Source organism: Actinoplanes sp. NBRC 103695 (assembly GCF_030269485.1).
In the GTDB taxonomy this organism is placed as follows: domain Bacteria; phylum Actinomycetota; class Actinomycetes; order Mycobacteriales; family Micromonosporaceae; genus Actinoplanes.
On record NZ_BSTL01000034.1, the window covers coordinates 69,536 to 94,765 of the forward strand.

The 25,230-nt window shown below is 67.7% G+C and carries 19 protein-coding genes; 7 read left to right on the plus strand and 12 right to left on the minus strand.

The genetic code is table 11. The annotated features are described in order from the left end of the window. Positions 1–65: 65 nt before the first annotated feature. Positions 66–1,115 carry an aldo/keto reductase gene (locus QSK31_RS40915; protein WP_285690230.1) on the plus strand — a complete coding sequence of 350 codons (1,050 nt, stop codon included), beginning with the start codon at positions 66–68 and terminating at the stop codon, positions 1,113–1,115. Between the two features lie 30 nt (positions 1,116–1,145). Beyond that, entirely contained in the window at positions 1,146–1,832 is a 687-nt protein-coding gene (locus tag QSK31_RS40920; RefSeq protein ID WP_285690231.1) for an NAD-dependent epimerase/dehydratase family protein, read from the plus strand. Positions 1,833–1,882: 50 nt separating this feature from the next. Here the strand turns inward: QSK31_RS40920 and QSK31_RS40925 are convergent, their stop codons facing one another. Genes QSK31_RS40925 through QSK31_RS40945 form a run of 5 tightly spaced genes read right to left on the minus strand, consistent with a single transcriptional unit; the run spans position 1,883 to position 7,008 of the window. Continuing rightward, positions 1,883–3,052: an ADP-dependent glucokinase/phosphofructokinase gene (locus tag QSK31_RS40925; RefSeq protein ID WP_285690233.1), complete on the minus strand. Its 1,170-nt coding sequence runs from the start codon at positions 3,050–3,052 to the stop codon at positions 1,883–1,885. Position 3,053: 1 nt separating this feature from the next. Continuing rightward, a complete protein-coding gene (locus tag QSK31_RS40930) occupies positions 3,054–3,920 on the minus strand; it encodes a ketose-bisphosphate aldolase (protein ID WP_285690236.1) in 867 nt (288 codons plus the stop codon). Between the two features lie 24 nt (positions 3,921–3,944). Then, positions 3,945–4,787: a carbohydrate ABC transporter permease gene (locus QSK31_RS40935; RefSeq protein WP_285690237.1), complete on the minus strand. Its 843-nt coding sequence runs from the start codon at positions 4,785–4,787 to the stop codon at positions 3,945–3,947. 6 nt (positions 4,788–4,793) lie between these two features. Then, positions 4,794–5,735, minus strand: coding sequence for a carbohydrate ABC transporter permease (locus QSK31_RS40940; RefSeq protein WP_285690239.1), 942 nt, complete (start codon positions 5,733–5,735; stop codon positions 4,794–4,796). Between the two features lie 22 nt (positions 5,736–5,757). After that, complete coding sequence (locus tag QSK31_RS40945; protein ID WP_285690240.1) at positions 5,758–7,008, minus strand: ABC transporter substrate-binding protein; 1,251 nt, start codon at positions 7,006–7,008, stop codon at positions 5,758–5,760. A gap of 240 nt (positions 7,009–7,248) precedes the next feature. On the opposite strand from QSK31_RS40945, the gene QSK31_RS40950 reads away from it, so the two are divergent. Continuing rightward, positions 7,249–8,043 carry a DeoR/GlpR family DNA-binding transcription regulator gene (locus tag QSK31_RS40950; protein ID WP_285690241.1) on the plus strand — a complete coding sequence of 265 codons (795 nt, stop codon included), beginning with the start codon at positions 7,249–7,251 and terminating at the stop codon, positions 8,041–8,043. A 247-nt stretch (positions 8,044–8,290) separates the two neighbouring features. Here the strand turns inward: QSK31_RS40950 and QSK31_RS40955 are convergent, their stop codons facing one another. The 6 genes from QSK31_RS40955 to QSK31_RS40980 form a co-directional block, all read right to left on the minus strand. Then, a complete protein-coding gene (locus QSK31_RS40955) occupies positions 8,291–10,486 on the minus strand; it encodes an alpha-galactosidase (protein WP_285690260.1) in 2,196 nt (731 codons plus the stop codon). A gap of 5 nt (positions 10,487–10,491) precedes the next feature. Further along, the gene (locus QSK31_RS40960; RefSeq protein ID WP_285690242.1) at positions 10,492–13,623 is read right to left on the minus strand and encodes a glycoside hydrolase family 2 TIM barrel-domain containing protein; all 3,132 of its coding nucleotides are present in this window, start codon (positions 13,621–13,623) and stop codon (positions 10,492–10,494) included. 11 nt (positions 13,624–13,634) lie between these two features. Further along, entirely contained in the window at positions 13,635–16,661 is a 3,027-nt protein-coding gene (locus QSK31_RS40965) for an alpha-mannosidase (RefSeq protein ID WP_285690243.1), read from the minus strand. A gap of 7 nt (positions 16,662–16,668) precedes the next feature. Further along, positions 16,669–17,472 carry a carbohydrate ABC transporter permease gene (locus QSK31_RS40970; RefSeq protein ID WP_285690244.1) on the minus strand — a complete coding sequence of 268 codons (804 nt, stop codon included), beginning with the start codon at positions 17,470–17,472 and terminating at the stop codon, positions 16,669–16,671. Positions 17,473–17,563: 91 nt separating this feature from the next. Further along, complete coding sequence (locus tag QSK31_RS40975) at positions 17,564–18,505, minus strand: carbohydrate ABC transporter permease (RefSeq protein WP_285690245.1); 942 nt, start codon at positions 18,503–18,505, stop codon at positions 17,564–17,566. Positions 18,506–18,515: 10 nt separating this feature from the next. Continuing rightward, a complete protein-coding gene (locus QSK31_RS40980) occupies positions 18,516–19,874 on the minus strand; it encodes an ABC transporter substrate-binding protein (protein WP_285690247.1) in 1,359 nt (452 codons plus the stop codon). A 195-nt stretch (positions 19,875–20,069) separates the two neighbouring features. Between QSK31_RS40980 and QSK31_RS40985 the strand changes: the two genes are divergently transcribed. After that, positions 20,070–21,293, plus strand: coding sequence for an ROK family transcriptional regulator (locus QSK31_RS40985; RefSeq protein WP_285690248.1), 1,224 nt, complete (start codon positions 20,070–20,072; stop codon positions 21,291–21,293). 272 nt (positions 21,294–21,565) lie between these two features. Here the strand turns inward: QSK31_RS40985 and QSK31_RS40990 are convergent, their stop codons facing one another. Further along, entirely contained in the window at positions 21,566–22,657 is a 1,092-nt protein-coding gene (locus tag QSK31_RS40990) for a tetratricopeptide repeat protein (protein ID WP_285690249.1), read from the minus strand. Between QSK31_RS40990 and QSK31_RS40995 the strand changes: the two genes are divergently transcribed. The 3 genes from QSK31_RS40995 to QSK31_RS41005 all read left to right on the plus strand — a co-directional run bounded on the left by QSK31_RS40995 (position 22,646) and on the right by QSK31_RS41005 (position 25,118). After that, positions 22,646–23,017: a hypothetical protein gene (locus tag QSK31_RS40995; RefSeq protein WP_285690250.1), complete on the plus strand. Its 372-nt coding sequence runs from the start codon at positions 22,646–22,648 to the stop codon at positions 23,015–23,017. The genes QSK31_RS40990 and QSK31_RS40995 overlap by 12 nt on opposite strands. A 661-nt stretch (positions 23,018–23,678) precedes the next feature. Beyond that, complete coding sequence (locus QSK31_RS41000) at positions 23,679–24,119, plus strand: hypothetical protein (protein WP_285690251.1); 441 nt, start codon at positions 23,679–23,681, stop codon at positions 24,117–24,119. 675 nt (positions 24,120–24,794) lie between these two features. Next, entirely contained in the window at positions 24,795–25,118 is a 324-nt protein-coding gene (locus QSK31_RS41005) for a hypothetical protein (RefSeq protein ID WP_285690253.1), read from the plus strand. Positions 25,119–25,230 lie beyond the last annotated feature (112 nt).

Sequence of the window (25,230 nt, forward strand, 5' to 3'; positions counted from 1 at the left end):
CCTTGCTAACCGGAGAGTTCTCCACTAAATTAAGCGGAGACATCTCCACAACCATAGGGGGCGGCATGCGCTACATCAAGCTCGGCACCACCGGCCTGGACGTCTCGCCGATCGCGATCGGTGCGATGACCTACGGCGACCCGAACCGCGGACATCCGGTCTGGTCATTGGACGAGGAGACCAGCCGGCCGCTGATCAAGCAGGCCCTGGACGCGGGCATCAACTTCTTCGACACCGCCAACCTCTATTCGTACGGGTCGAGCGAGGAGATCCTGGGGCGGGCGCTCAAGGACTTCGCCGACCGTGACGGCGTGGTGATCGCCACCAAGCTCCGCCATCCGATGCGGCCGGGTCCCAACGGCAAGGGCCTCTCGCGTAAGGCGATCATGACCGAGGTGGAGCACAGCCTGCGGCGGCTCGGCACCGACTATATCGACCTGTATCAGATCCACCGCAACGACCACGACACGCCGTGGGAGGAGACCCTCGAGGCCCTGCACGACGTGGTCAAGGCGGGCAAGGTCCGCTACCTCGGTGCTTCCTCGATGCACGCGTGGGAGTTCGCCAAGGCCCTGCACCTGCAGAGGCAGCACGGCTGGGCGCGGTTCGTGTCGATGCAAGATCACTACAATCTGCTGGCTCGCGAGGAAGAGCGGGAGATGATCCCGCTCTGCCTCGACGAAGGTGTCGGCACCATCATCTGGAGCCCGCTGGCTCGCGGCCGGCTCGCCCGTGCCTGGGACGACGCGAAGGCGACCACTCGCGCGGAGACCGACGGGGCCTACGCCGACCTGCTCTACACCCCCGCGGAAGAGGCCGGCAACAAGGCCGTCATCGACGCGGTCGGCACCATCGCCGACGAGCGCGGCGTCAGCCGCGCTCAGGTCGCGCTCGCCTGGCTGCACAGCCGCCCCGTGGTCACCGCGCCGCTGGTCGGCGCGAACACGACCGCACAGATCGACGACGCCGTCGCGTCGCTGGACATCGACCTGACCGACGACGAGATCGTCTCGCTCGAGCGGCCCTACACGCCCCGCTACGACTTCCAGGGCATCTCCGACGAGGCCGAACTGGCGAAGCTCCGGGCACACATCCCCGGCTACGCCAACGCCTAGACAACGGCACCCTGGAAAGGAGACCTTGACATGCGTGTCGTGCTGTTCGGGGCTACGGGAATGGTGGGACACGGCGTCCTCACCGCCCTGCTGGAAGACCCTTCGGTCCAAGGCGTGACAACGATATCGCGCCGAAACTCCGGGCGCCGTCATCCGAAGCTGCGGGAGGTTCTGCGGCAGGACTTCACCGATTACGCGGACCTCGACGAGATATTCGGTGCGGCCGACGCGGCGCTCTTCTGCCTCGGCACGCCCTCGGTCGGGCTGAGCGAGCCGCAGTACACCCGCATCACCCGGGACTTCGCCGTGGCGGCGGCCGAGGCGGCATGGCGCAACAACCCGGACGGGCTCTTCGTCTACGTATCCGCCAACCGCGCCGACAGCTCGAGTAGCACGATGTGGATTCGCGTGAAGGGCCGAGCCGAGGAAGCCCTCACCGCCGTGCACTCTCGCCTGTTTTTCGTCCGGCCCGGTTTCATCAGGCCGCTCCGAGGTGCGCGCCCCGCCACCCGCAGCCAGCGGGCCGCTTACGCGGTCCTCACGCCGTTCTACCCGCTCATCGAACGGCGATATCCCGACCAAGTCACGACCACGGACGCGATTGCGTACGCGATCCTCGAGGTGCTGCACGCACCGGACACCGTGTCCCGGAAGCTGGACAATCCGGCGATCAACAAGGTCGCCATCCTTGGGATCGAACGCGTCGCTCACGCCTGAACACAAGGTGGCCGGCTGCCGGCTTGCGACTCGGCTCGGCGTCGTCCTGGCTACCGCTGTGGGGACCGGCCCGCCAGGGCGGCGAGGAAGCCGCCGACGAAGGTGTCGCCCAGGCCGACGGTGGTGGGGTTCGGCACGTCGAGGAGGAAGCCGGGGACCCCGTGGACCGGCAGATGCCGGGCCAGCGCTTCGAGGAGATCGGCGGACCGGCGGGGGAGTCGGCGGGTCGCCTCGATGTTGCCGTCGGTGAGGTCGTCGCCGTGGATGTACCGGGTCGCGGCCATCACCGTACCGGTGTCCAAGGCCTTCGAGTAGGACGCCGCCCGGGAACCCATGGCCAGGGCCCAGTACTTGCTGTGCAGCACCAGGACCGGGGCCGGAATCAGCTCGTGGACCTCGGCGAGGGCGGCCGCGACCTCGTCGACCGACAGCAGGTCGACGGTACGACCGAGGTAGGCCTGAAGTTCGTCCTCGTTGAGGCCGTAGACGTCGATCTCGGGCAGCAGGGCGTCCCGGACCCGGCGGCTGAACGGCGGCTCGTGATAGGCGGCGTCCTCGAAGTAGGTCACCGCGTCCGCCGGAAGCTGCCGCATGTGCTTCCGCAGCACTGCCAGCCGCTGGTCGAGCAGCCTCTCGTCGCGCATGGCGTTGAAGTTGGAGACCAGGAAGACCGTTGCGTCGCGCAACACGTCGCCCAGATCGGCGGACAGCGCCATCGACTCGTTGGCCGGGTCGTTGACGTAGATCAGGCGGTTCGCCAGCGGCGCCACGATGTCGCCGATCCGCAGCCCCTGGTCGAACTGCACGATCAGGTGGGGGTAGAAGGTGTCCTCGCGGCCGCTGTTGATCCACGTGGTGGAGGCGGGCAGCAGCCGGCGGAAGGTGTCGTTGACGGTGACGAGATGCATGGTCGACGGCACGCCGAGGCGGTCCATCACGATGCCCGCGCGCACCGCGGTCCCACCGAGGGCCGTCTTGTGCTCGAACCGGCGCGCGAAGGTCGACAGCGCCGTGGCGGAGGCGACGAACTGCTCGCCGCCTCCGCCACGCGCCACGTACCCCAGGATGGAGACGACGAGATCACGCTCGTCGGTCACGGCGCGCGGCGTGGTCAGCTCGGCCGCTGTGATTTCGAATTCGGCAACGAGCTGTTCCATGACCGGCGCCGTGAGCTTCAGCTCGTAGTCGACGCAGCCACCCAGACCCAGGACGATGCTCATCTCAGTACAGCGAGCCCTTCCCGGTGGCACCGAACAGGTCGATCTTCTGCGCGGCGACGACCTTCATGGCATCGATGCAGGCCGGCTGGATCGCGTTGGGCTCGCGGACCTTCTCGTCGGTGCCGAGCACCTCGCGCATCTTGTTGTGGTAGGCGACCTTGATGTCCGTCGAGATGTTGATCTTGTTGATCCCGATCCGCGAGGCCTCGGCGATCTCGTCGTCCGGGTTGTTCGATCCGCCGTGCAGCACCAGCGGAATGCCCACCGCGCTCTTGATCTCCTTGAGCAGGTCCAGCTTCAGCTCGGGCGTCACACCCTTCGGGAAGAAGCCGTGGTACGTGCCGATCGCCACGGCCAGGCTGTCCACGCCCGTCCGCTCGACGAAGGTGACGGCGTCGCCCGGATCGGTGTAGACGATCGTGGTCGAACCCTCGGCCTCGGCGTAGCTGTCGTTGGCGCCGATCGTGCCCAGCTCACCCTCGACCGAGATGCCCAGCACGTGCGCGGAGTCGACGACCCGCTTGGAGATCGCGATGTTGTCCTCGAACTCCTTCAGCGATCCGTCGATCATCACCGAGGTGAAGCCGAACTGGAAGGCCTCGAGCATCTGTTCGTACGTGGCGCCGTGGTCCCAGTGGATGGCGATCGGGATCGAGGCGGTGTGTGCCCGCTCGGCGATGGCGGTGATCAGCTCGCGGCCGATGTGCTTCACCTCGTCCGGGTGGATCGCGACGAACAGCGGGGCGTTCTTCTCCTCGCTGATATCGACGATGCCCTGGAACATGGCCCAGTCGCTGATGTTGAACGCGGGCACGGCGAAGCTGTTCTCGTTGGCGACGTCAAGGATCGTCTTGCCGGTCGTCAGCATGTCGGTATTTCTCCTTGTTCGCACTCAGGCTTTGACGGCGCCGGACGTCAGTCCGCCGATGAACCGCCGCTGGAAGATGAGGAAGAGGACGAGAACCGGAATCGACCCGAGAATGCTCATGGCCATCATCTGGTTCCACTCGTACGAGTGCTGGCCCATGAGCAGCTGGATGCCGATGGGTACGGTCCGCATGTCGTCGGTGCGGGTGAGCGTGAGCGCGAAGAGGTACTCGTTCCACGAGATCATGAACGTGTACACCCCGACGGCGATCAGACCCGGGACGGAGATCGGCACGAGAATCCGCCACAGTGCGGTCCAGCTGCTGCCGCCGTCGACCTTGACGGACTCGTCCAGTTCTTTCGGTAGCGTGTTCAGATAGGCGGTGGTCATGATGATCGCGTACGGAAGCGTGAACACCATGTGGGTGAGGATGAGGCCGGGATAGGTGTTGTAGAGACCGAGCGCGACGACGAGCCCGAAGTACGGAATGACGAGCGTGATCGGCGGTACCGCCTGCACGCTGACGATGACCGCGTTGATGGTCTTCCGGCCCGGGAAGGTGAAGCGGCTGAACGCGTACGCGGCCAGGATCGCCACCAGCAGCGTCAGCGCCGTCACGGACAGGGCGACGATGTAACTGTTGGCGAAGAACCGCAGCTGGACGCCGTTGGTGAGGATTCCGGTGTACGCGTCCAGCGAGAAGCTCTTCGTGATCAGCTGCGGCGGGTTCTGGAACACCTCGCCGTTGGCCTTGAACGACGTGGACAGCATCCACAGCACCGGCAGGCCGGCGAACAATCCGCCGATGATCAGCCCGATGATGACGCCGGTCTTGGCGAGGTTCCGCCGGGCGCGGATCGAGGTCATCACCGCTCACCGCTCCCTTTGCGTACGCACGTAGAAGAAGGCCAGGATCATCGTCAGCATCAGGACCACCACGGCCGCGGCCGCCGCGGTGGAGAACTCGTACTCGCTGAAGGCCTGCTTGTAGGTGAACGTGCTGAGCATCTCGGTCGAGTTCAGCGGGCCACCGCCGGTCATCATCCAGATCAGCGCGAACTGCTGGGACGTCCAGATCAGGTCGAGCACGGCCATGCTGATGATCACCGGCCGCAGCTGGGGGAGCGTCACGGCCAGGAACTTCTGGACCGGGCCGGCGCCGTCGACGGACGCCGCTTCGTACAGGTCGCCGGGGATGCCCTGCAGCCCGGCGAGCAGGCTGATCATGAAGAAGGGATAACCGGACCAGACGTTCGCGAACGTCACCACCCACAGTGCCTTGTCCGGGTCGCCGAGCCAGTCCACCGCGCTCTGGGCCACACCCAGCGTTTGCAGGATGTAGTTGAGCACGCCGGCTGGGTCGAGCAGCAGCCGCCAGATGACCGCGATGACCGCGATCGTGAACAACCAGGGCAGGATGTAGACGATGCGGAACAGCGCCTTGGTCACACCACTCAGCAGTTTGGAGTTGAGCATCATGGCGAAGGCGAGCCCGAGGAGCAGGTGGGCCACCATGCTGACGGTGATGAAGACGGCCGTGTTCTTCAGCGCCACCAGGAAGTCGGGGTCGCTGAGCACCTTGGCGTAGTTGGCCAGGCCGGCGAATTCCGAGTCGTCCGTGACGATCACGTTGTCCTGGAACGAATACCCGATCACCATGATGATCGGCACGATCATCAGCACCACGATCAGCAGCACGGTGGGGGACAGGTAACCGAACGGGACCAGGCGCTGGGCGATGCCCCGGGGGGCGCGCCGGCCGGCAGCCGGCGCAACCCTCTCCGGTTCAGTCCTTCGGTCGATTCGCGTGGTCATTGCCCGACCTCGATCAGCGGGGTCATTCGATTACCGACGACCAGGACTCCTGCGCCTTGGCCAGGGCATCGTCGACACTCGACTTGTTGGTCAGCACGAGCTGCAACTGTTCGTCGAAGCTGCGCATCAGGTCCTCGGACTTCGGCAGGCCGGTGAACTCGTTGGCCGGGGTGCCCTGCTGGTAGATGTCGAACGCGGTCTTGAACAGTGGGTCGCTCTTCGAGAGGTCCGGCTGGGCCGTCTTGTTGCCGGGGAAGCCGTTCGCGATCGTGCTCAGCTGGGCGTTGACGTCCTTGCTCATCAGGTACTGCACCAGCTTGAAGGCCTCGGCCTTGTGCTTGGTCGAGTTCGAGACGCCGATGCCCCAGGACGCGTACGGGAGACCACGCTTGCCGGTGTAGGAGTCCTCGGCCGGCAGCGGTGCGACCGTGAACTTGAGGTTCGGGCTGTTCTTCTTGATCAGGTTGATGTGCGCGAGCGAGTCGATCATCATGCCGACCTGGCCGGTGGAGAACTTCTCGACCTTGTCCTGTTCCTTCATGGTGAGCAGGCCGGGGGCGATGACGCCGGCGTCGTTCAGGCTCTTCACGTACTCGACGACGCTCTTGACCTCAGGGCTCTGCAGGTTGGGCTTGCCGTCCTTCAGCATCGACCCGCCCGACGCCCACAGCCAGGACATGACGTCGTTCTGGATGCCGTTGGGGACCGCGGTGTCGAGCGGCAGCGCCCAGCCTTTGACGTTGCCGGTGCTCAGCTTCTTGGCCGCGTCGGCGAACTCGGTACGCGTGCTCGGCACCTTGCTGACGCCGGCCTTGGTCAGCAGATCCTGGTTGACGAAGAGCGGATAGACGAAGTTGACCACGGGGATCATGTACGTCGCGTCCTTGTACTTCACCTGACTGGCGAGCTGGCTGTCGTCGTACTTGGCGTCGCTCATCAGCTTGGACAGGTCAGCGATCGCGCCCTGCTTCGCGAAGTCATTGACCCAGGCGCCGTCCAGGCCCACCACGTCGGGCAGGGTCTTCGACGCGGCGCCGGTGACCAGTTGTTGCTTGGTCGAAGCGTACGGCGCGCTGAGCAGTTTGACCTTGATGTTCGGGTTCTGCGCGGTGAAGTCGGCGATCATCTTGTCGAACTCGCCGGCCGGCAGTTCGGCGCCCCACCACTGCGCGAACTCCAGCGTCACGTCGCCGTCGCCGTCGCCGGTGGCCGCGCCGCCCGAGTCGTCCGAACCGCAGGCTCCCACGAGTGCGACCAGCGCGGCCGCGGTCACTGCCCCTATTAATCGCTTCAGCCGGGTTACCGCCATCGCCTGCTCCTTCTATCAAGGTCGAGCTGTTCTCTGCTTCGATGAGCGAACGTTAGCAGCGTGTTACGTGCATGTACAGGAATAGAACCGCAGAGAACGGCAGACTCTTGCGTATCGATCCCGGCATAGCCTCTATGCTTGCAGCTCTGTGCGGGGTTTGATGCGCAGATGTGGCATACTGCCGCACTTATGAAGGGTGATGCCGTGGACGAGAGACGCCACCTGCCGGCCGGCCGGAAGGCCCAGCTGGCGACCTACGTCGCCGAGACCGGGCAGGTCACGGTGGGCGAGCTGGCCGAGCGCTTCGGCGTGTCCATCGACACCGTGCGGCGCGACCTCGACCAGCTGAGCGCCGACGGCGTGCTCGTGCGCACATACGGCGGCGCCGTCAGCAACTCGACCCTCGCCCGCTCCGACCGCGCCGTCGACCAGCGGCTCAGCCTCCAGGAGCAGGAGAAGGAGAAGATCGCGGCATTGGCCGCGGAGCTGGTTCAGGACGGCGCCACCATCATGATCAACGGGGGCACCACCACCCTCGCGCTGGCTCGCGAGCTGCGGCAGCACCGGGACCTCACCGTGGCCACGAACAACCTGCTGATCCCGGCCGCGCTACCGCCGACGGCGATCCGCGACATCTACGTCTTCGGCGGCGCCGTGCGCTCGCTGACCCTGGCCACGATCGGGCCGGTCAGCTTCCGCGGCGCCCCCGGTGGTCCCGACCTCGACATCAGCTGCGACCTGGCGCTGATCGGGGTCGGCGCGATCTCGGCCGACGCCGGATACACGACGAGCAACCTCAACGAGGCCGCGATGATGCAAGAGATGATCTCGCGGGCGGCCCGGGTCGCGATTCTCGCCGACTCGTCCAAGTTCGGCCGCCGCCTGTTCGCCCAGGTGTCCGAGCTGGGCGCGGCCGACTTCCTGATCACGGACGCGCCGCCGCCGGCCGATCTGCGCGACGCCCTCGCTGCGGGCGACGTCAAGGTCATCACCGCCTGAGGCGAGCCGAGAAACTCTCTGTCGTGATCCGATGTCCGGTCCGCCGTCGTCTGACCGGGTGTGCCGTCGTGTGACCGGGTGTGAGAGTGACCGGGCGGGACGACGTCGGATGCACGGTGCTCGACCGCCATCGGTGCCGGTTGTGTTCCGGCTCTAACCGGTTCGGCGCGGCCATCAGCCATCTCACGCAGGTGAGGAGTTTCTTCGGCGAGCTCCTTGACGCTGCAGAAGGAGGAGATCGGCCCAGTCAACCAACGCTGGTCTGGACGACCTCCTCCTGCACCCGCAGGACCACCACCCGCTCGGGACGTTCACCGGGGATGCGGAGTCCGGTGACGGCCAGGGCTCGACCGCTCAGGACGATGCCTGCGCCGTCGTGATACCACGACGGCGGCGCGAGGCCGGCGTCCGGCGTGCCAACGAACACGGGAGCGATGCGGTACCGCCTGTCCGGGTCGAGGCCGGGCAGCGTGAACCGCCCCCGGGGCGACCCATCAGAACGGCTCAGGTAGCCCAGGAAGACCAGCGCCTCCGACCGGTCCGCGCTCACGACGCCATGGATGGACAGGGTGGCGTCGCTGTCGTCCGAGCGGGTCACGTCACCGGTGTGCAGCAGCTCCCGGTGCGCCTTGTGGAACGCCACCCACTCGGCGAGGTCGTGGATCTCGCTCGCGGTGGCCTTGGCGAGGTCCCATTCGATCCCGAAGTGCCCGTGGACGGCGGTGCCGGCCCGGAACGACAGCTCGTGCCGCCGTCCGGTCGTTTCATTGACCGGCGAGCCAACGTGCGCTCCGACCAGTTCGGGCGGCAGCAGCTGCATGGTCCACAAGTTGATGCCCTGGCGCTCGAGAGGGTCGACGCAGTCGCTGGCCCACACCCGGTCCGTCCGCTCGAGGATGCCGAGGTCCACGCGCCCACCACCCGAGGAGCAGGACTCGATCTCGAGCCCCGGGAAGCGCCGCTTGAGCTCGTCCATGAGGCGGTATGCCGCGAGCGTCTGCCGGTGCGTGCTCGCGGCGCCGGTCGGCATGGTGCCCGCGTCGACGAGGTCACGGTTGTGGTCCCACTTGATGTAAGCGACGTCGTAGTCCGATAGGACCCGGGTCATCTGCTCCAGGACGTGGGCGTAGGCCTCAGGGCGGGCGAGGTCGAGGACCTGTTGGTTCCTGCTGCGGAGGGGGAGTCGTCCGCCGGTCTGCATGATCCACTCGGGATGCGAGCGGGCCACGTCGCTGTCCTCGTTGACCATCTCGGGCTCGAACCACAGCCCGAACTCCATCCCGAGCCGGGTGACCCGGTCGACGAGCGGGGAAAGGCCGTCCGGCCACACCGTCTCGTCGACGACCCAGTCGCCGAGGCCCCGCCTGTCGTCCCGGCGCCCGCGGAACCAGCCGTCGTCGAGGACGAAGCGCTCAACTCCGAGTGCGGCCGCACGCTCGGCGAGGTCGACGAGCCGGTCGACGTCGTGGTCGAAGTACACCGCCTCCCAGACGTTGAGCGTGACCGGCCGGGGCCGTACCGGATGGGTGGCCCGACCCCGCAGGTAGCGGTGGAAGCGGTGCGCCTGGTCGTCGAGCCCGTCGCCGTATGCCGCGTAGAGCCAGGGCCCGCTGTAGTCCTCGTCCCGCCCGAGCCGGACCTCGCCTGGGAGCAGGAGCTCGCCGCCTCCGATGACCTGCGCGTCGGTGGGGAGGCGCTCCGCGAAGTGACGGTGGTTGCCGCTGAAGGCCACGTGCACACCCCAGACTTCGCCGCGGGAGAAGCCGAAGCCTGGGACGCCGGCACTGAGGATCGTCGCCGCGTCGTGGCCGGTGCGTCCCTTGCGGCCCTCGCGCTCGTGGATCCCGGTGACGAGCGCGCGGCGCTGGGGGATGCGCTCCTTGCTCCAGCGGCCCGCGAAGTCGAGGATCTCTCGCGCTCGGGAGGGGATCGGCATGGCCAGGCTGAGGTCGCTGATCGTGTAGGCGGTGGGGCCTCGATTGGTCAGGTGGGCACGGGCGCGCAGCAGGCCGCTGGCCAGGAGTTCGACCTCGAGCTCGAGGCCGAGCATGGCCACCTCGTCCCGGGCGTGGAACACGATGGCGCAGGGCCCGCCATCCACCAGCCCGTCGTCGACCGCCGCTCCGGGCCCGACGTCGAGGCTGGTCACCTGAAACCGCGGTGACCAGTCCGCGCCGTCGCGGTGTCCTGCGATGCCGGGTCGGCCCTGCCAGCCGGCGTGGTGCTCGGGGAGGATGGCCAGGCGGACCGGCTCGTCCACGACGTTGCCCTCGCGGGCCTCCACGTTCGCGGTGCTGAGTGCGCGCAGGTCCTCCGGCGACTGGGCGCCCAGCGCGGCACCCCAGTGCACCACGGCCGGCAGCCGGCCCTGGGTCGAGTCGAGGACGACGCTCACACCGGACGCGGTGAGGTGCACGAGCACGTCCGGCTCGGTCTGCCGCATGTCCGTCACGACAGCACGGTCAGGCGCAGATCGAGGGTGCGCGTCTCGGGACGCAGGAGCGCGTCCGGCCACACGTCCGGTCCACAGGCCCGTGATCCCAGGCCGGTCTGAGCCGCGTCCAGGTAGAGGTGGCTGTGTCGCGGCGCGGGCAGCTCGTGCTGGTGCGTCGCCTGGCCCACCTCCTCCGCGGTGTGTCGCGCCAGGGTGAACCCCGGTCGCCGGCCCTGGTGGTCCGCGGCGGCCTCGATCCGGAGCCAGCCCCCGCCGGCCGTGCCGAGGTCCAGGCTGCGCAGGTCGCTGCGGTGACCGCTTTCCTGGGGCCACGCGTAGGGGAACGTCAGGTCGGCGATGCCGGCCTGGTAGCGGCCGACGAGCACGCCGTGACGGGAGTCGGGGTACGACTCTCCGGGACCCATGCCGAACCATGCCGCCCGGTCCACCTCGACGGGCAGGTCGAGGCGGACACCCAGCCGGGGCCACACGAGGTTCCAGCGGGAGGAGGGGACGAGCCGCAGGCCGAGCCGGACGCCATCACGCTCGACCTGCCAGAGCTCCTCCACGGTGACCGACAGGCGCGAGTCGGCGGCGGCCCAGCGGCTGCTGCGCCGGAGGCCGTCGGCGGTCCGGTGCAGGCTGACCAGGCGTCCGTTCAGCCGGTCGAGCCCGGCGTTCCGCCACTGGGAGGCGTACGACGGCCCCGGCGTGCCCAGTCCCAGGTGCTCCATCGGGTCGGTCACGTCGTAGCTGCCCAAGTGCGAGCCGGCGTCGTTGTCGGTCGGGGCGCGCCAGAGAGCGAGGAGCGGACCATGGACCGGCGAGCCGGCCAGGGCCACGAGGTGGCCGTCCGTGAAGTCCGCCGGGCCGATGGAGTAGTCACCCGTGGTGGGGAGCGCGGTCGTGTTCGCCGGTCTCCTCGTGGGCCTGGCGGCCGCGGGACCGGTGGGAGCGGTGGGAGCCTGGGCGGAGGCCACAACGTGGCCGGCCGGGGCCCAGGCCGTCCTGTCCCGCAGTGCCGCCGACACGGTGAACCACTCCTCGCCCGCTCCGGCCCGCACTCCCTCGCCGGGCAGGGTCAGCTCGACCACGGCGGTGCCGCCCGCCGGGACGGGTCCACCGTCGTCCCCTGCGACCTCGAGGACCCCCTCGTGGACGACCCGCCCGTCGTGCTCGAGGCGCCACGGGAAGGCGAGGTCGTCCGTCGGCGCGGAGTGCCGGGCGTTGGTGACGGTCACGACGACGCCGCGCCCGTCCGTGCGGACGTCGAAGTGGATCGGTGCCACAACCGCGGCGAACTCGATGAGGCCCGGTGTGGGTGTCCCGTCCGACAGCACCATGCCGTCCATGCAGAAGTGGCCGTCGTGGACACCGGTCTCCCCGAAGTCACCGCCGTAGCCGAAGTACTCCACCCCGTCCGCTGTGCGGGTGCGCAGGCCGTGGTCACGCCACTCCCAGACGAAACCGCCGTGCAGCCTGAGGTAGCGCCGCACGAGGTCCTCGTAGAGGTCGATGCCGCCGGGGCCGTTGCCCATGGCATGGACGTACTCGCAGAGCAGGAAGGGCTTCGTACGCTGCCGGACCGACTCGGCCACGGAGGCCTTCTCGAGCGCGCCCGCCGAGTCGCTGCCGATACTCACGACCTCGGCGACCGAGGGGTACATGCGCGAGTAGACGTCGGTGTATTCGCCGGCGCGGTCGCCCTCGTAGTGGACGGGGCGCTCCGGGTCGCGCGCGTGGACCCAGGTGGCCATCGCGGCGAGATTGGCCCCGGTGCCCGACTCGTTGCCGAGCGACCACATGACGACGCTCGGATGGTTCTTGTCCCGCTCGACGGTCCTCTCGATGCGGTCGAGGAAGGCGTCCCGCCACCGCGGGTCCTCGCTCGGGTTGCCCATCCACTCGTCGATGCCCGGCGCCAGGCCGCTGCCCCCGTGGTGGAAGGAGTGCGTCTCGACATCGCACTCGAGCATGACCCAGAAGCCGAGCTCGTCGGCGAGGTCGAGCACCCGCGGATGGGGCGGGTAGTGCGCGGTACGGATCGCGTTGACGTTGTGGCGCTTCATCAGCTCGAGGTCACGGCGCACGAAGTCCTCGTCGAAGCCGCGGCCCAGATCGGGATGGGTGTCGTGCCGGTTCATCCCGTGCAGGACAACCCGGCGCCCGTTGACGAGGAAGCGATCGCCGACGATCGCCACGGTCCGGAACCCCAGCCTGAGCGAGACCGTCTCGGCGCCGCCCGCGGAGACGACCGTCGCGTCGTACAGCCGGGGTCGCTCCGCCGTCCAGGGCTGCACGACGCCCACGTCCACAGGAGCGGTGTCGTCAGGGGTCGCCCACTCGACGTCCACCCGGAGGTCGGGGATCCGCAGTCGCACCGGGTACGCATTGTCGGCGGCGGTCAGCTCGGTGGTGACGAGTCCGTGCCCGCTCGTGTGGTCGTAGCCCGCGCGGAGCCAGACGTCCTCGATGCCACCGACGGGCCGGGCCTGGAGGGTGACGTCACGGAAGATGCCGGGCAGCCACCATTGGTCCTGGTCTTCGATGTACGTCGAGGCCGACCACTGGTGCACCCGCACCGCCACGGTGTTGACGCCGGCCGTCACGACGTCGGTGACGTCGAACTCACTTGCGAGCCGCGAGCCGGTGCCGACGCCCACCTCGGTGCCGTTGACCCAGACCCGGTAGCGCGATTCGACGCCGTCGAAGCGCAGGACGACGGATTCGTAGGCCTCGCGGTCGTCCCACTCGGCCGGGACGACGACGGTGCGACGGTGGTCGCCGGTGGGGTTCTCGTCCGGGGTGAACGGCGGGTCCTGCGGGATGGGCAGCTGCACGTTGGTGTATTGCGGCGAGCCGTAGCGTCCCTCGCCGTGCAGCACCCAGTGGCTCGGGACCGGCAGGGTGTCCCAGCCGGAGTCGTCGTAGGCGGGCTCGGCGAACGCGTCCGGTGCCTCACCCTCCGGCAGCACCCCGGGTGCGCCGAGCGTGCCCGGTACGCCGGCCAGGAGGCGGAACCGCCAGTCTCCGTGGAGGGACAGGAGGGGCGCGTCCGTGTGGAGCCATGACCGCGCCCGCCGTCGCAAGCCACGCCCGGGGCCGACGTCGTGCAGGTACGGCACTGTTTCCTGGTCCTGGGGCAACGTTGGTCCTCTCATGCCGCGACGCGTGGCGCGCGGAAGCGCAGGGTCAGCAGCTCGAACGGTCGCAAGGTCACCTCGACCCGGCGTGGCTCGACCCGCTGGATCGCACTGCCAACGGTGGGGCGCTCGAGCAGATCGGTGGCCTCGACGGCGTTCCAGTCCACCGAAGTGGTGACGGCAGCCTCGGAACGGTCTCCGTGGGCCTCGTAGAGCCGCAGGACGAGGTCGCCGCTTCCGTCCTCGGCCAGCTTGACCGCCTCGACGACGACGGCGGGGTTCGAGACGACGACGAGCGGAGCCACGGGCGCGCCACGCAGGGCGCGCAGGGGCAGGTGCTGCCGGTAGCCGTCCGCGACGGCCTCGGGAATGCCACCGGGACGCAGGCTGACGGTGAAGCTGTGCCGCCCCTGGTCGGCGGACGGGTCGGGGTACCGGGGCGCACGCAGCAGCGAGAGCCGCGCCATCACCATCGGGCGCCCCGACGGCGCCGCGATGGTCCGCAGGTCGTGGCCGTACACCACGTCGTTCGCGATCGCCACGCCCCAGCTCGGTTCGCCGACGTGGATCCAGCGATGGGCGACGGTCTCGAAGCGCGCGGCGTCCCACGACGTGTTGCGGTGGATCGGCCGGTGCAGATGTCCGAACTGGAGCTCCGACGTGGCCCGGTCCGCGCGCACGTCGAGCGGGAAGGCCAGCTTGAGCAGCTTCTGCGACTCCTGCCAGTCGATGTCGAAGGCCAGGTCGAGGTGGCCGTCCACCACGCTGATGCGTACGTCGACCGCGGACTTGCCGATCTCGTGCCGGACCACGACCGCGTCGCCGTCACCCTGCACCAGCGCCGGCTCGAGGAGCTCCCGGCCGGACCGCTGGTCCTCCTCGTTGATGTCCCACGCGTCCCACTCGCGGGGGGTGTCACGCAGCAGCTGCAGCACCCCGCCCGCGATGCCCTCCGGGAGGACCTCACGGGCGGCGACGAGGTCGCGGATCGAAACCAGGGCGCCCCTGGCGTCAACGACCACCCGCAGCCGGTCGTCCTCGAGGACCCAGGTCCCGTCCTCCTCGCGTGGTGCCGCCGGCGCGGGCGCGGACGCCGGACCGATCCCCATGGCCGGAACACCTTGCTGCGCCAGGGGACCGGCGTTCGCGGCCAGCGACACGTCACCGTCGCCGGCCAGGGCGGCCAGCGCCGTCTCGATGAGTCCCTGAAGCAACGACTCGACCCGCGCGTACCCCGCTTCGGCGTCCTGGTGGACCCAGGCGATCGCGGTGCCGGGCAGGATGTCGTGGAACTGCTGGAGCAGGACGGTGTGCCAGGCATCCTCCAGCTGTGCCGTGGGATAGCCGGCGCCCTTCAGGATGGCCGCCGTCGCGGCCCACAGCTCGGCCTGGCGGAGCAGCGCCTCGCTGTGGCGGTTGCCGCGCTTGGTCTTCTGCTGCGAGACGAGCGCGCCTCGATGAAGCTCGAGGTACATCTCGCCGACCCATACGGGCGGAGCGGGCAGCTCCGCCTCGGCGGCCCTGAAGAAGGACGTGGGGTCCGTCAGGCGTACGCGGGGTGAGCCGTCGAGGTCGGCCTTGCGCGCCCCCATCGCCAGCATCTCCCGTGTCGGGCCACCTCCCCCGTCGCCCCAGCCGAAGAGGCCGAGCACCTCGCGGGCCACGCCCTTCTCGCTGAAGTTCCGTTCGGCGCGAGCCAGGTCGGCGGCACCGAGGTCGGAGTTGTAGGTCTCGGACGGAGGCAGGTGCGTGAAGATGCGCGACCCGTCGATGCCCTCCCAGAGGAAGGTGGAGTACGGGATGGCGTTCGTCTCGTTCCACGACGGCTTCTGGGTGACGAAGTACCGTGCGCCCGCCGCCGTGGCGATCTGCGGCAACGACGCGGTGTAGCCGAAAGAGTCCGGCAGCCACACCTCCTCGGACTCGACCCCGAACTCCTCGAGGAAGAACCGCTTGCCGAGAACGAACTGGCGGGCCAGCGCCTCGCCCCCCGGCATGTTGGTGTCGGACTCGACCCACATCCCGCCGACCGGGCGGATGCGGCCCGCGGCGACGGCTTCTCGAACCCTGGCGTAGAGCCCCGGCTGGCGGTCCTTCAGCCAGGCGTACTGCTGGGCCGAGGAGGCGGCGAAGACGAACTCGGGGTCGCGCTCGATGAGGTCGAGGACGTTGGCGAACGTGCGCGCCACCTTGCGCTCGGTCTCGCGGGTGGGCCACAGCCAGGCACAGTCGATGTGGGCGTGTCCCACGGCCGAGACGCGAAGGGCGCTCGCCGGCGCCTTCGCCGAGAGGATCGGCGCGAGGACCTCGCGCCCTTGCGCCGCCGTCCCGGGTACGTCGTCGGGGTCCATGACGTCGACCATCCGCTCGAGGGCGCTGACGATGGCCGCCCGGCGCATGCCCTGCGGTGGCAGCACGTCCACGAGCCCGTCGAGTGCGGCCACGTCCTGCAGCAGCTCCCACACGACGATGTCGCGTCGGGCGACTTCGATGCGGCGCAGGGTGTAGTGCGGCTCGTCGCCGGAGGTTCGCAGGTCACCGAGCAGGGTCGGCTCGTACTCGTGGGGGACCTGCACCACGGGGTTGGCCGCGGCCTCGATCAGGAGGTGGAAGGGGCCGCGCTCCGGCAGCGGCACCCACGCGTTGAGCGGCTCGATCGCCTTCACGATCGAGCCGTCCGGCCGGTAGGCCGTGGCCTCGGCCTGGAACCCCGGCTGCTCGGCGGTGAAGCCGAGGTCGACGACGAGTTCGGTCTCCTCCGGCGCCCAGGAGGTGGGCGCGACGCCCCGCACGTCGAACCACACGGTGTCCCACGGCCGGCCCCACGGCATTCCCATCTCCACGGGCTCGAAATGCCGGCCGCGGGCCTCGGCGAAGGGGACAGGTTCACCGCCGACGACCCAGGCGCTCACCTCGACCGGCCGGGTCTCCGAGTAGACCGCCGGAGCGATGCGGAACCGGGTGAACCGGCGGACCCGCTGCATGGCCAGGGCGACGCTGTCCAGACGTACGCGTCCGTGGGGGTTCTGATCGACGGTCACGAACTGGTCATCCCTTCAGCGCCCCGCCGAGGCTGGAGCGCAGCAAGTGCTTGCGGACGAAGACGTAGAGGATCGCGGGCGGCGCCATGTAGACGACCGAGCTGGCGGCGAGCAGGCCCCAATCGACCTGGTTGTGCTCGCTGAAGGCGCGGAAGAGCCCGATGGACAGGGGGTAGAGCTCCTGGCTCTGGAGCATCACCAGGGGAGTGAGGAAGTCCCCCCAGACGCCCATGAACGTCAGCATGGCGGCGGCGCCCAGGCCGGGTCCGACGAGCGGGAGGACGACGCGGCGGATCGCCTGGATGCGGGTGCTGCCATCGAGCCAGGCCGCCTCCTCGAGCTCGATCGGCACGGCCGAGACCGTCCCCTTGAGCAGCCACAGGGTGATGGGCAGCTGCAGCACCGCCTCGACCAGGATCAGGCCGTGCAGGGTGTTGGTGAGCTCGAGCTTCACCATGATGAGGTACAACGCCACGATGGTGGCGGGCGCCGGGACGACCCTCACCAGCAGGATGCCGAACATGAACAGCCGTCGTCCGCGGAACTCGAACCGGGCGAGGGCGTAGCCCCCGGCCAGCCCGAGGACGAGGTTGAGCGCCGTCGCGCCGACGCCGATGACGAGGCTGTTGACGAGCAGCCGAGGAGTGCCCGAGTCGGTGAAGAAGTGGACGAAGTTGTCGAGGGAGAGGGAAGGGGCCTGGACGTTGGGGCCGGCGTTGGCGTCGACGGCGCTGAGCACGACCCAGGCGAAGGGCACGACGCAGAAGACTATGAGCAGAGCGATCAGCATGTAGCCGAGCACCCGCTTCACGACATCGATGCTCGTGAGACGCCGTTTCCTCCTCGGCGCGGTGAGGTCTGCCGCAGGCGACGGCTCCCGGCGGCTCGTGACGGCGGTCATCTCACACCTCGACCTTCGCGAGGCGGACGTAGACCAGGCCGAGGACGAGCACCAGCGCGAGCAGGATCATGGAGGCGGCGCTGCCGATGCCGATCTGCGAGAACTGCAGGGCGCGCTCGTAGATGTAGATCGCGGAGATCGTCGTGCGCCCGCCCGGACCGCCCTGGGTGAGGAAGTAGACCAGTCCGAAGGCGCCGATGGTGCTGATCGTGGTGAGGAGCAGGTAGAGGAAGACCGGTCCGCGGATGAGCGGCAGCGTGACGAAGCGGAAGATCTGCAGGGCTGTGGCGCCGTCCATGCGCGCCGCTTCGATGAGCTCGCCGGGGACGTCCTCCAGCGCGGCCTGGAACATGATCATGGCGAAGGCGATGCCGCGCCAGATGTTGACGACGACGACGGACGCCAAGGGCACGACCTGCAGCCAGTCGGTGGCGTCGGCGCCGAACAGCCCGGTCAGCCGGTTGAGGGTGCCCGCTGAGTTGTTCGACAGCACACTCGCCCAGGCCAGGGACGCGACCACCTCGGGAACCACCATCGGCATGAGGATCGCGGCGCCGACGAGTCCCTTCCCCCGGACCCAGGGCCGGGCCAGCAGGACGGCGGCCGTCATCCCGAGCACGGTCTGGCCGATGATCGCCGAGTAGAGGACGAACTCGCCCGTCCGGCCCAGCGATGCCAGGAACTCGGAGTTCGACAGCAGGTAGGTGTAGTTGTCGACACCGACGAACTGCGGGTCACGCGCGGCGAACCCCGTCAGCTGGGTGTTAGTAAGGCTGAGGTACGCGCCGTACACGGCCGGCGCCAGGATGAACACGACGATGAGCAGGGCCGCCGGTCCGAGCAGCAGCAGGACCACGGGCCAGGTCCGTCGGCGGCGCCGCTTCGGCGACGCCTGCCCCGTGGGGCCGGCCGCCGCCGAAGCGGTTGCGGCGATGGTGGTCATGGGTGTGCGGTCACTCCTTGACGAGGGTGGGGCCGAGGAGGTCCGTCGCATTCTTCAAGAACGCGTCGTAGGCCTGCGCACCGTCGGCCTTGCCGTTGATGATGAGCTCGGTCGCCGCGGCAACGGCCTGGGCCACCTGCTCGGCACCGTCACCGGTCGGCACGTAGACACTGGTGGCGAGGTCTTTGCCCGCCTGCAGGAGCTTCGGCTCGTCGGCGTAGGGCTTGACGTCCGCGAGGTCGTCGCGCGGCGACGCGGCACCGGAGCTCACCAGCTGGTCCGCGAGGGGCTTGCCGGTGGAGAGGTACTGGGCGAGGAGCATCGCCGCGTCCTTGTTCGGGGACGAGGCGGGGATGCCGTAGCCGAACCCGAGGCCGCTCCACCCGAAGGGTGCGTCACCGCTGCGCAGGCCGGGGTACTGCCAGGTGTCGACCTTCTCGTTGAGGCCCTTGATCGGCGCCTTGCCCTGCGGGCCCCAGTCGAACTTCCACCCCGAGGTGCCCTGCGCCGAGACCTGGATCTTGCCCTCGGGGAACTTGACGTACTTCGTCGGCTCCCAGGGGTTGGGGTTCTCGAGGTCCTGCACCGGAAGCAGGCCCTTGGAGTACATGGTGTGGTACAGGTCGAACACCGCTCGGAAGCCGGGGCTCTTGAGGTCCCACTTGCCGGTCTCGAGGCTGTAGTAGTTCTTGTCTGTGCCGCCGAGGATGGGCTGGAAACCCTCGGTCCACGTGCTACCGCCCCATGCGGTCCCGGCCGGGATGACGATGGGCGTACCGCCGGTCTTCTGCTTGATCTGCTCGAGGCGCGAGATGAGATCGTCCCAGGTGGCCGGCTGGGCGGTGTCGATGCCGAACTGGGTGAGCTGGTCTTTCCGGTAGAAGAGGTTCTGCACGCCGGTGTCGTGAACGAGGGCGTAAATCTTGCCGTCCTGCCGGACCATGGCCTTCTTGATGTGCGGGTAGTAGTGGTCCCACCCGTCCCAGCCCTTGAGGTAGTCGTCCAGGGGGGCGAGGTACCCGGCGCCGGCCCACCCGGGGACAAGGCTGTCGCCGATGTCGATGAGGTCGGGGGCCTGTTTGGCGATGAGCTGCTGGGTGACCTTCGTCTTGAACTGGTCGTCGGTGAGGGGATCGGCGACGAGCTTGACCTTGATGTCCTTGCCCTGCTTCTTCATGTCGGCCTCGAAGCCGGGGATGAGCTTGGCCACCGCGTCGATGCGCGACTGCTGGAACTCCATGACCGAGACGGTCACCGGTCCGTCACTGCCGTCCTTGCCGCCATCTTCACTTCCACCGGAGCAGGCGCTCAGCGCGCTCGCCACGACGGTCCCGGCGGCGACGAGGGCGATCATACGTATCCGCTTCATCGCGTCCTTCTCCTGCTCACGGTCCGTGGACCTCTTTTACCCAATCGATGGGGAAACAACGTTGCGACAGTAATCCGTCGTTAACATGCTGGTCAAGAAGGCTGGGTTTTCCGCCTGATGGGGTCGATCCGGGCCGGTCGCATCTTGGCCCAATCGGTGGAAGAATGACTTGCACACCCGGGGACTGACGGACAGGTGAGGGGCGACGTGCTGCGCGGGAGCAACCTGCTGCGCCTGGCGGACTACAACCAGGCAGTCGTCCTCGACCTCATCCGCCGCCACCCGGGACGCAGCAGGGCCGACGTGCAACGCACCTCCGGGCTCTCCTCGCAGACCATCTCGAACATCGCTCGCCGACTCATCGAGGGCGGGATGGTGGAGGAGAGCGCGCCGATCGACGCGGCGCGGGGGCGGCCGAGCATTCCGTTGAGCGTCAAGGCCGACGGAGCGTTCGCCGTGGGTGTGCACCTCGATCCGGCACGCCTCACGCTGCTGCTGCTCGACCTCGCCGGCGAGGTCCGCGAGCGGCTGCAGCTGCGCATTCCCCGCGACCTCAACCCTCGCGACGTGATCTCGCTCATCGCCCTCAGCACGGGCCGGATCATCAGCGCCGCCGGGGTGGATCGGCACCGCGTGCTGGGCCTGGGCGTCGCGGTGCCGGGTCCCCTCGACGTCGTGAGTGGTGTCATGCTCGACCCGCCGCAGCTCCCTCGGTGGCACGACGTGAGATTGCGGGCGGACCTCCACGACTTCACGGGTATGCCGGTCCTGCTGGACAAGGACGTCACGGCGTCTGCCACGGCCGAGCTGCGCACGTCGGCCAGCTCGGACTTCCTGTTCCTCTACCTCGGGTCGGGCGTCGGAGCCGCCGTGGTCACGGCCGGCCAGGTGCTGCGCGGCGTGAGCAACAACATCGGCGAGGTCGGCGACATGCTTGTGGACCCCTCCGCCGAGGACCTCGGCTGGGGCGGGCGCCGGGGTGGACTGGCAGCAGCCTGCGTCCCCGAGGCGCTGGTCATTCAGGCCGCACAGGCCGGACTCATGCCGCTGCCCGACCTCACCGACTACTCGGCCATCGACGACGCCTGCACCTTGATCTCGGAGCTGGCCGCCTCCGGTGACCCCAAGGCCTCCGACCTCCTGCGGCGGGCGGCCCACCGCGTCGCCGTCGGGATCGGAGTGCTCGTCAACTTCCTTGACGTCTCGCGCGTCGTTGTCGGCGGGCCGATCTGGGACCGCCTCAGCGAGACATTCCTCCCCGTTCTCGAGCCCGCGGTCCGGAACGAACTCATCGTGCCGCGGGAGTCGTTCTCCATCGAGGGTTCCGTGGTGAGCGAGCGGGTCGCGGCGCTGGGCGCGGCGGAGCTCGTGATGGACCATTTCCTGGCGCCCCGGGCCAGCGTCCTCGTCATGGACTGAGGGTCCACGAGCGCGACCGAATGCCGCCGGGTGCTGCGAGGTCTAGCTCATCGGATACGCCGGTGGGCGGATGCTGCACAGCCGGCGCGGGACCGCGGTCGGCGCGGTCGGGCATCGTGATCCGCCCGCCTCGGGCCTAGGGACTACAGGTCATCGTCATGGAACACGCCGACCTCCAAGAATCTGGTTGCACCGACGGGTGCCCTTTATCAGCGGCATGACAGCGAGCCGCTAACCGAGCATCGTGAATGCAGCCTCGGCCGACGTAGCTGTCATGTCGCGCAGTGGTGCCGTCCGCCGGGTTTACTTCTCCTCGTCGTCGGCGGGCGCAGGGTATTGCCTTTTATCTCGAAGGCAGCGTCAAGATTTCCTTCAATGAGGCGCTGCGACATCAAGTAATAGCGGAGCATCAGGAAGTCGTGGTGATCCGGACCGAGCACGTCGCGGAAGCGATGGAGAAGGCGTTCGGCGAATGTGATGGTCTCCGGAGTGGCGGAGCCGTACAGGCCTTTCCATGTATGTATCAGCTCCAGCCGCGTGTGAAGGGTCCGAGGATGGTCCGGACCGAGTAGCCGGACGTGTTCCGCGACGAGTTCCTCAAAGAGCCGCTCGGCGGTGCCTCGGGATACCCAGTCATTGACATATGTGAGGTGGTGCTCCCGGGCGATTACGGTGTCCGGATGTACTGGCCCCCGGTCGCGGACGCGGGCGGCGGCAACTCGCTCCCATCCGGCGATCAGCCGCTCCGCCAGCCGTTGTGCTTCATCACCGCGGTCGTCTCGGTACGTCGCCACCAGACGCCTCATCGTTTCCAAGGTCTGCGGGTCATCAGACCCGAGGCGCTGCTCCTGCTCGGCCAGCACGTCCTCCAGGCCCTGCACGACCTGCGCTTTCAGTGCCGAACGCTCCGGTTCCGGGCTGAAAAAGGACAGCTGTGACCGGGCTTTCAGCGTCATCGGGTGAGCGTGCCCTAACGTTCGGACCGACACATCGGCGATGGACCGGAACTCGGTCACCAACTCGTCCTGTCCGGGTAGCCCGTCCTGGACCGCCTGGCGGAGGCGCAGCGTGGTGAGGTCGTACCGGATGGTGAGCGTGTCGAGATGATCCGGCCCGAGCGTGCGGATGCGGCTGTCGACTGCCTTGGCCAACTCGGCCGTCGCCAGTGCTTCCAACTCACGGTCGTCGGAGTCCTCCGAGTTTTCGTAAGACTCGAAGGACCTTCCCAGATTTTCGTAAGCTTCGGCGAGATGGAGCCGGCTGTCGACCGTCCTTGGATCGTCGGCGCCGAATTGCTGCTGCCGCGCGGCGACGGTGTCTTCCCACTCACGTACGGCGGCCAACGACTCCGGATGTTCCGGCATGCGAAATCGTCCGTCGAAGACCAAACCTTGGTGGCATCGTCTGAGGCGTCCAACGACGCGCCGACGTCGGCGACCACCGATCGGTCCATAGAAGACCGCTACTACTGGCGCAAACTCACCGACGGCAAGACCACGATGGAAGCCATGCGCGCCCTCAAACGCAGGCTCTCCGACGTCGTCTACCGGCAGATGACCGCCGACGCCAAACGACTGAGGACGGGCCCGGGAGGACACATGGGGGCGACTCTGCAATCCAGCGCGGCCGACCCGAACCCCAAGGCCGGCACTTCGGACAAGTCACTTCCCGGACCCGCCGAAACCACAGCCTCGAACAACCGTCATGATCAACTCTTGACATAGAGGGGTGCCAGATGAGGATGCATTGATCCGCCTGCCGACAATGTACTTCGGAAGCTAAGTCATGCCGTCAGGCGCGCCTCCGGCCCCGCATCGCTATCAACCACGACGACTATCACGCGGAACACGTGGGGCACACCGTCGACGGCCGGCAGTTCTTTCTGACGACGCCGTTTCGCCCACAAGCGATCCGACGACGTAGGGCAGGAGTTCGTGGCAATGTTCCTGTTCGATGCCGACGGCGAACTGTTGGAGGCCCGAATCGAAGAGTTCGGCGGAACCCACCTGGTCGACTCTGATCGCCGCCGACCATACCGCCAAGTCGCCAGACGCGTGCCCAAATGGCGAATAAGCCGCGAGTCTGGATGAGTCCGCCAGCCGTAGAGTGAGTTGGTGCGAACTGCGACGCCTGGTATCGGCGTGAGCGGTAAGTTTAGCTGGGCTCAGTCATCCGGCGCCGTAATCATCCGTAACAACCCGACGTGCCAGCACCGGGTTGAGCAGCGTATTCCGCTGGCTCGCGAGGCGGAATCTGGTTGAGGTCGGCAAGAACCAACAGGACGTGCACTTCGGATCACCCTCATGGGTGCACCGTCGAGCGTGGTTGATCCCGACCGGGATCGCCGGCAGGTGTGGCGATGGTCAATAAGTGACTGGAGATTCAATGTCCGAGATGTTGTCGAGCGCGGAAACGGACGTTATCGTCGCCTACCGTTTGGTCGGGCTGATTGGCGGTGAGGTGGATGAGGATTTGCCAACTCCGAGTCAGATCGGTCATCCGTGGCTTAGCGCAGGCACGTCCTCTGTGCTTTTGCAATCGGCGGAGGACATCGGTCAGGCGCAATTTCGCTTCGAGCTGTGGGATGGAGCACCTCCGCAGTTGGGGGCGGACTGGCCGCACAGCGAGGTGGTGACGCTGGTGCTGACTGACGGGGGCCTAAACGTGGATCAGATAGATGCGGGCAGCGTTCACGATGTGTTTGATGTCGGCGAGCCGGGCCGCTACAGGGTCAGACTAGCGTGGCGGGAGGCCGATTGGGACCCGATGGCGGAGGGGCCACAGGCGTGGCTGCTGGCCCAGTTCTGGCGTGAAATCATGCCCTGATCTGCCAGGGGCATCGCGGGACTCTGGGGTCACGGTACGTACGTGACCCTAGAGCATTTTGCAACGATCAACCAATAGCAAAGCGTTTGTTCCTTTCCCTGCTATTGCATCAGGATCGGAATGAAGTAGTTGTCGCCATCCAAGATTCGATTCTCCTCATAGAGGAGCTTCAGACGCCGGCCCTCCTCTTCGTTCTGCTCCTTGTCAACCCACTGCACCGAGTAGAAGTTTCTGAAGGCGTCGCCGCCGAGATTGTCCTTCTTGCCCGGCAGCAGGTGTGGGTATTTTCACCTGGCCGCACCTTCGTAGGTTGATGCCTTCGGATATTCGTCGCACTGATAGGTGCCGTCATCCGGACGGTCAGCCAGGAAGTCTGCCCTACCGCAGTATGCACGTACCACATTTCGATTCTTGTTGTACCGGGCCAGTTGGTCTGATCCGCGTCCGGTAGCCAGTCGGTGCAAGGGGTCGCTGGCGAATTTCCCCGCCAGCACCTTGCCCGGCCGAGCCAGTGATGTTCAAGCCGATGCAACACCACCACAGAGACCCTGAGCCACTTGCGTTGTTGGCTTACTGATCTGCCGATGTGAGGGTGTTGGCTCGTCAAAGCAGGATTGTCGCGTGTGCTATACCGCGTTGGTGAATTCTCCCGCAGTTCCTGCGACTCTCCGGTCCTTGATAACCACCGACGTTGCACGCGAGATCGCTATGGCATACGGCGACCAGGTGCTCTTCCCGGAGCAGGCGCTGATCGAGGTACCGGAGGCTGACACCCGACGTTTTCCTGGATGGGATGGACCGGTGTTGGTCATCTCCATCGAGAACCAGGGGGTCTGTGCTTGGGGTGTACCGCTTGACCAGGCCAACCCTGCAGTGCTCGTCGGCGGTGATGTCGTCCTCCGCACCGGCTGCCCGCGCGGCACCACTGTGTACAGCCCTGACGTGACCGCGTTCGTGGCTGCACGCCGGTGGGACGTGTCATGCCTAGAGCGCATCTGACGGATCATCACCGGTTGCGATGATCGATCGTTGTCTCGTCGTGGCTGGTGATTTAACTGATGAGGACTGGGAACGGCTTGAGCCGTTGCTGCCGAGCATGGACCCGCAGCGT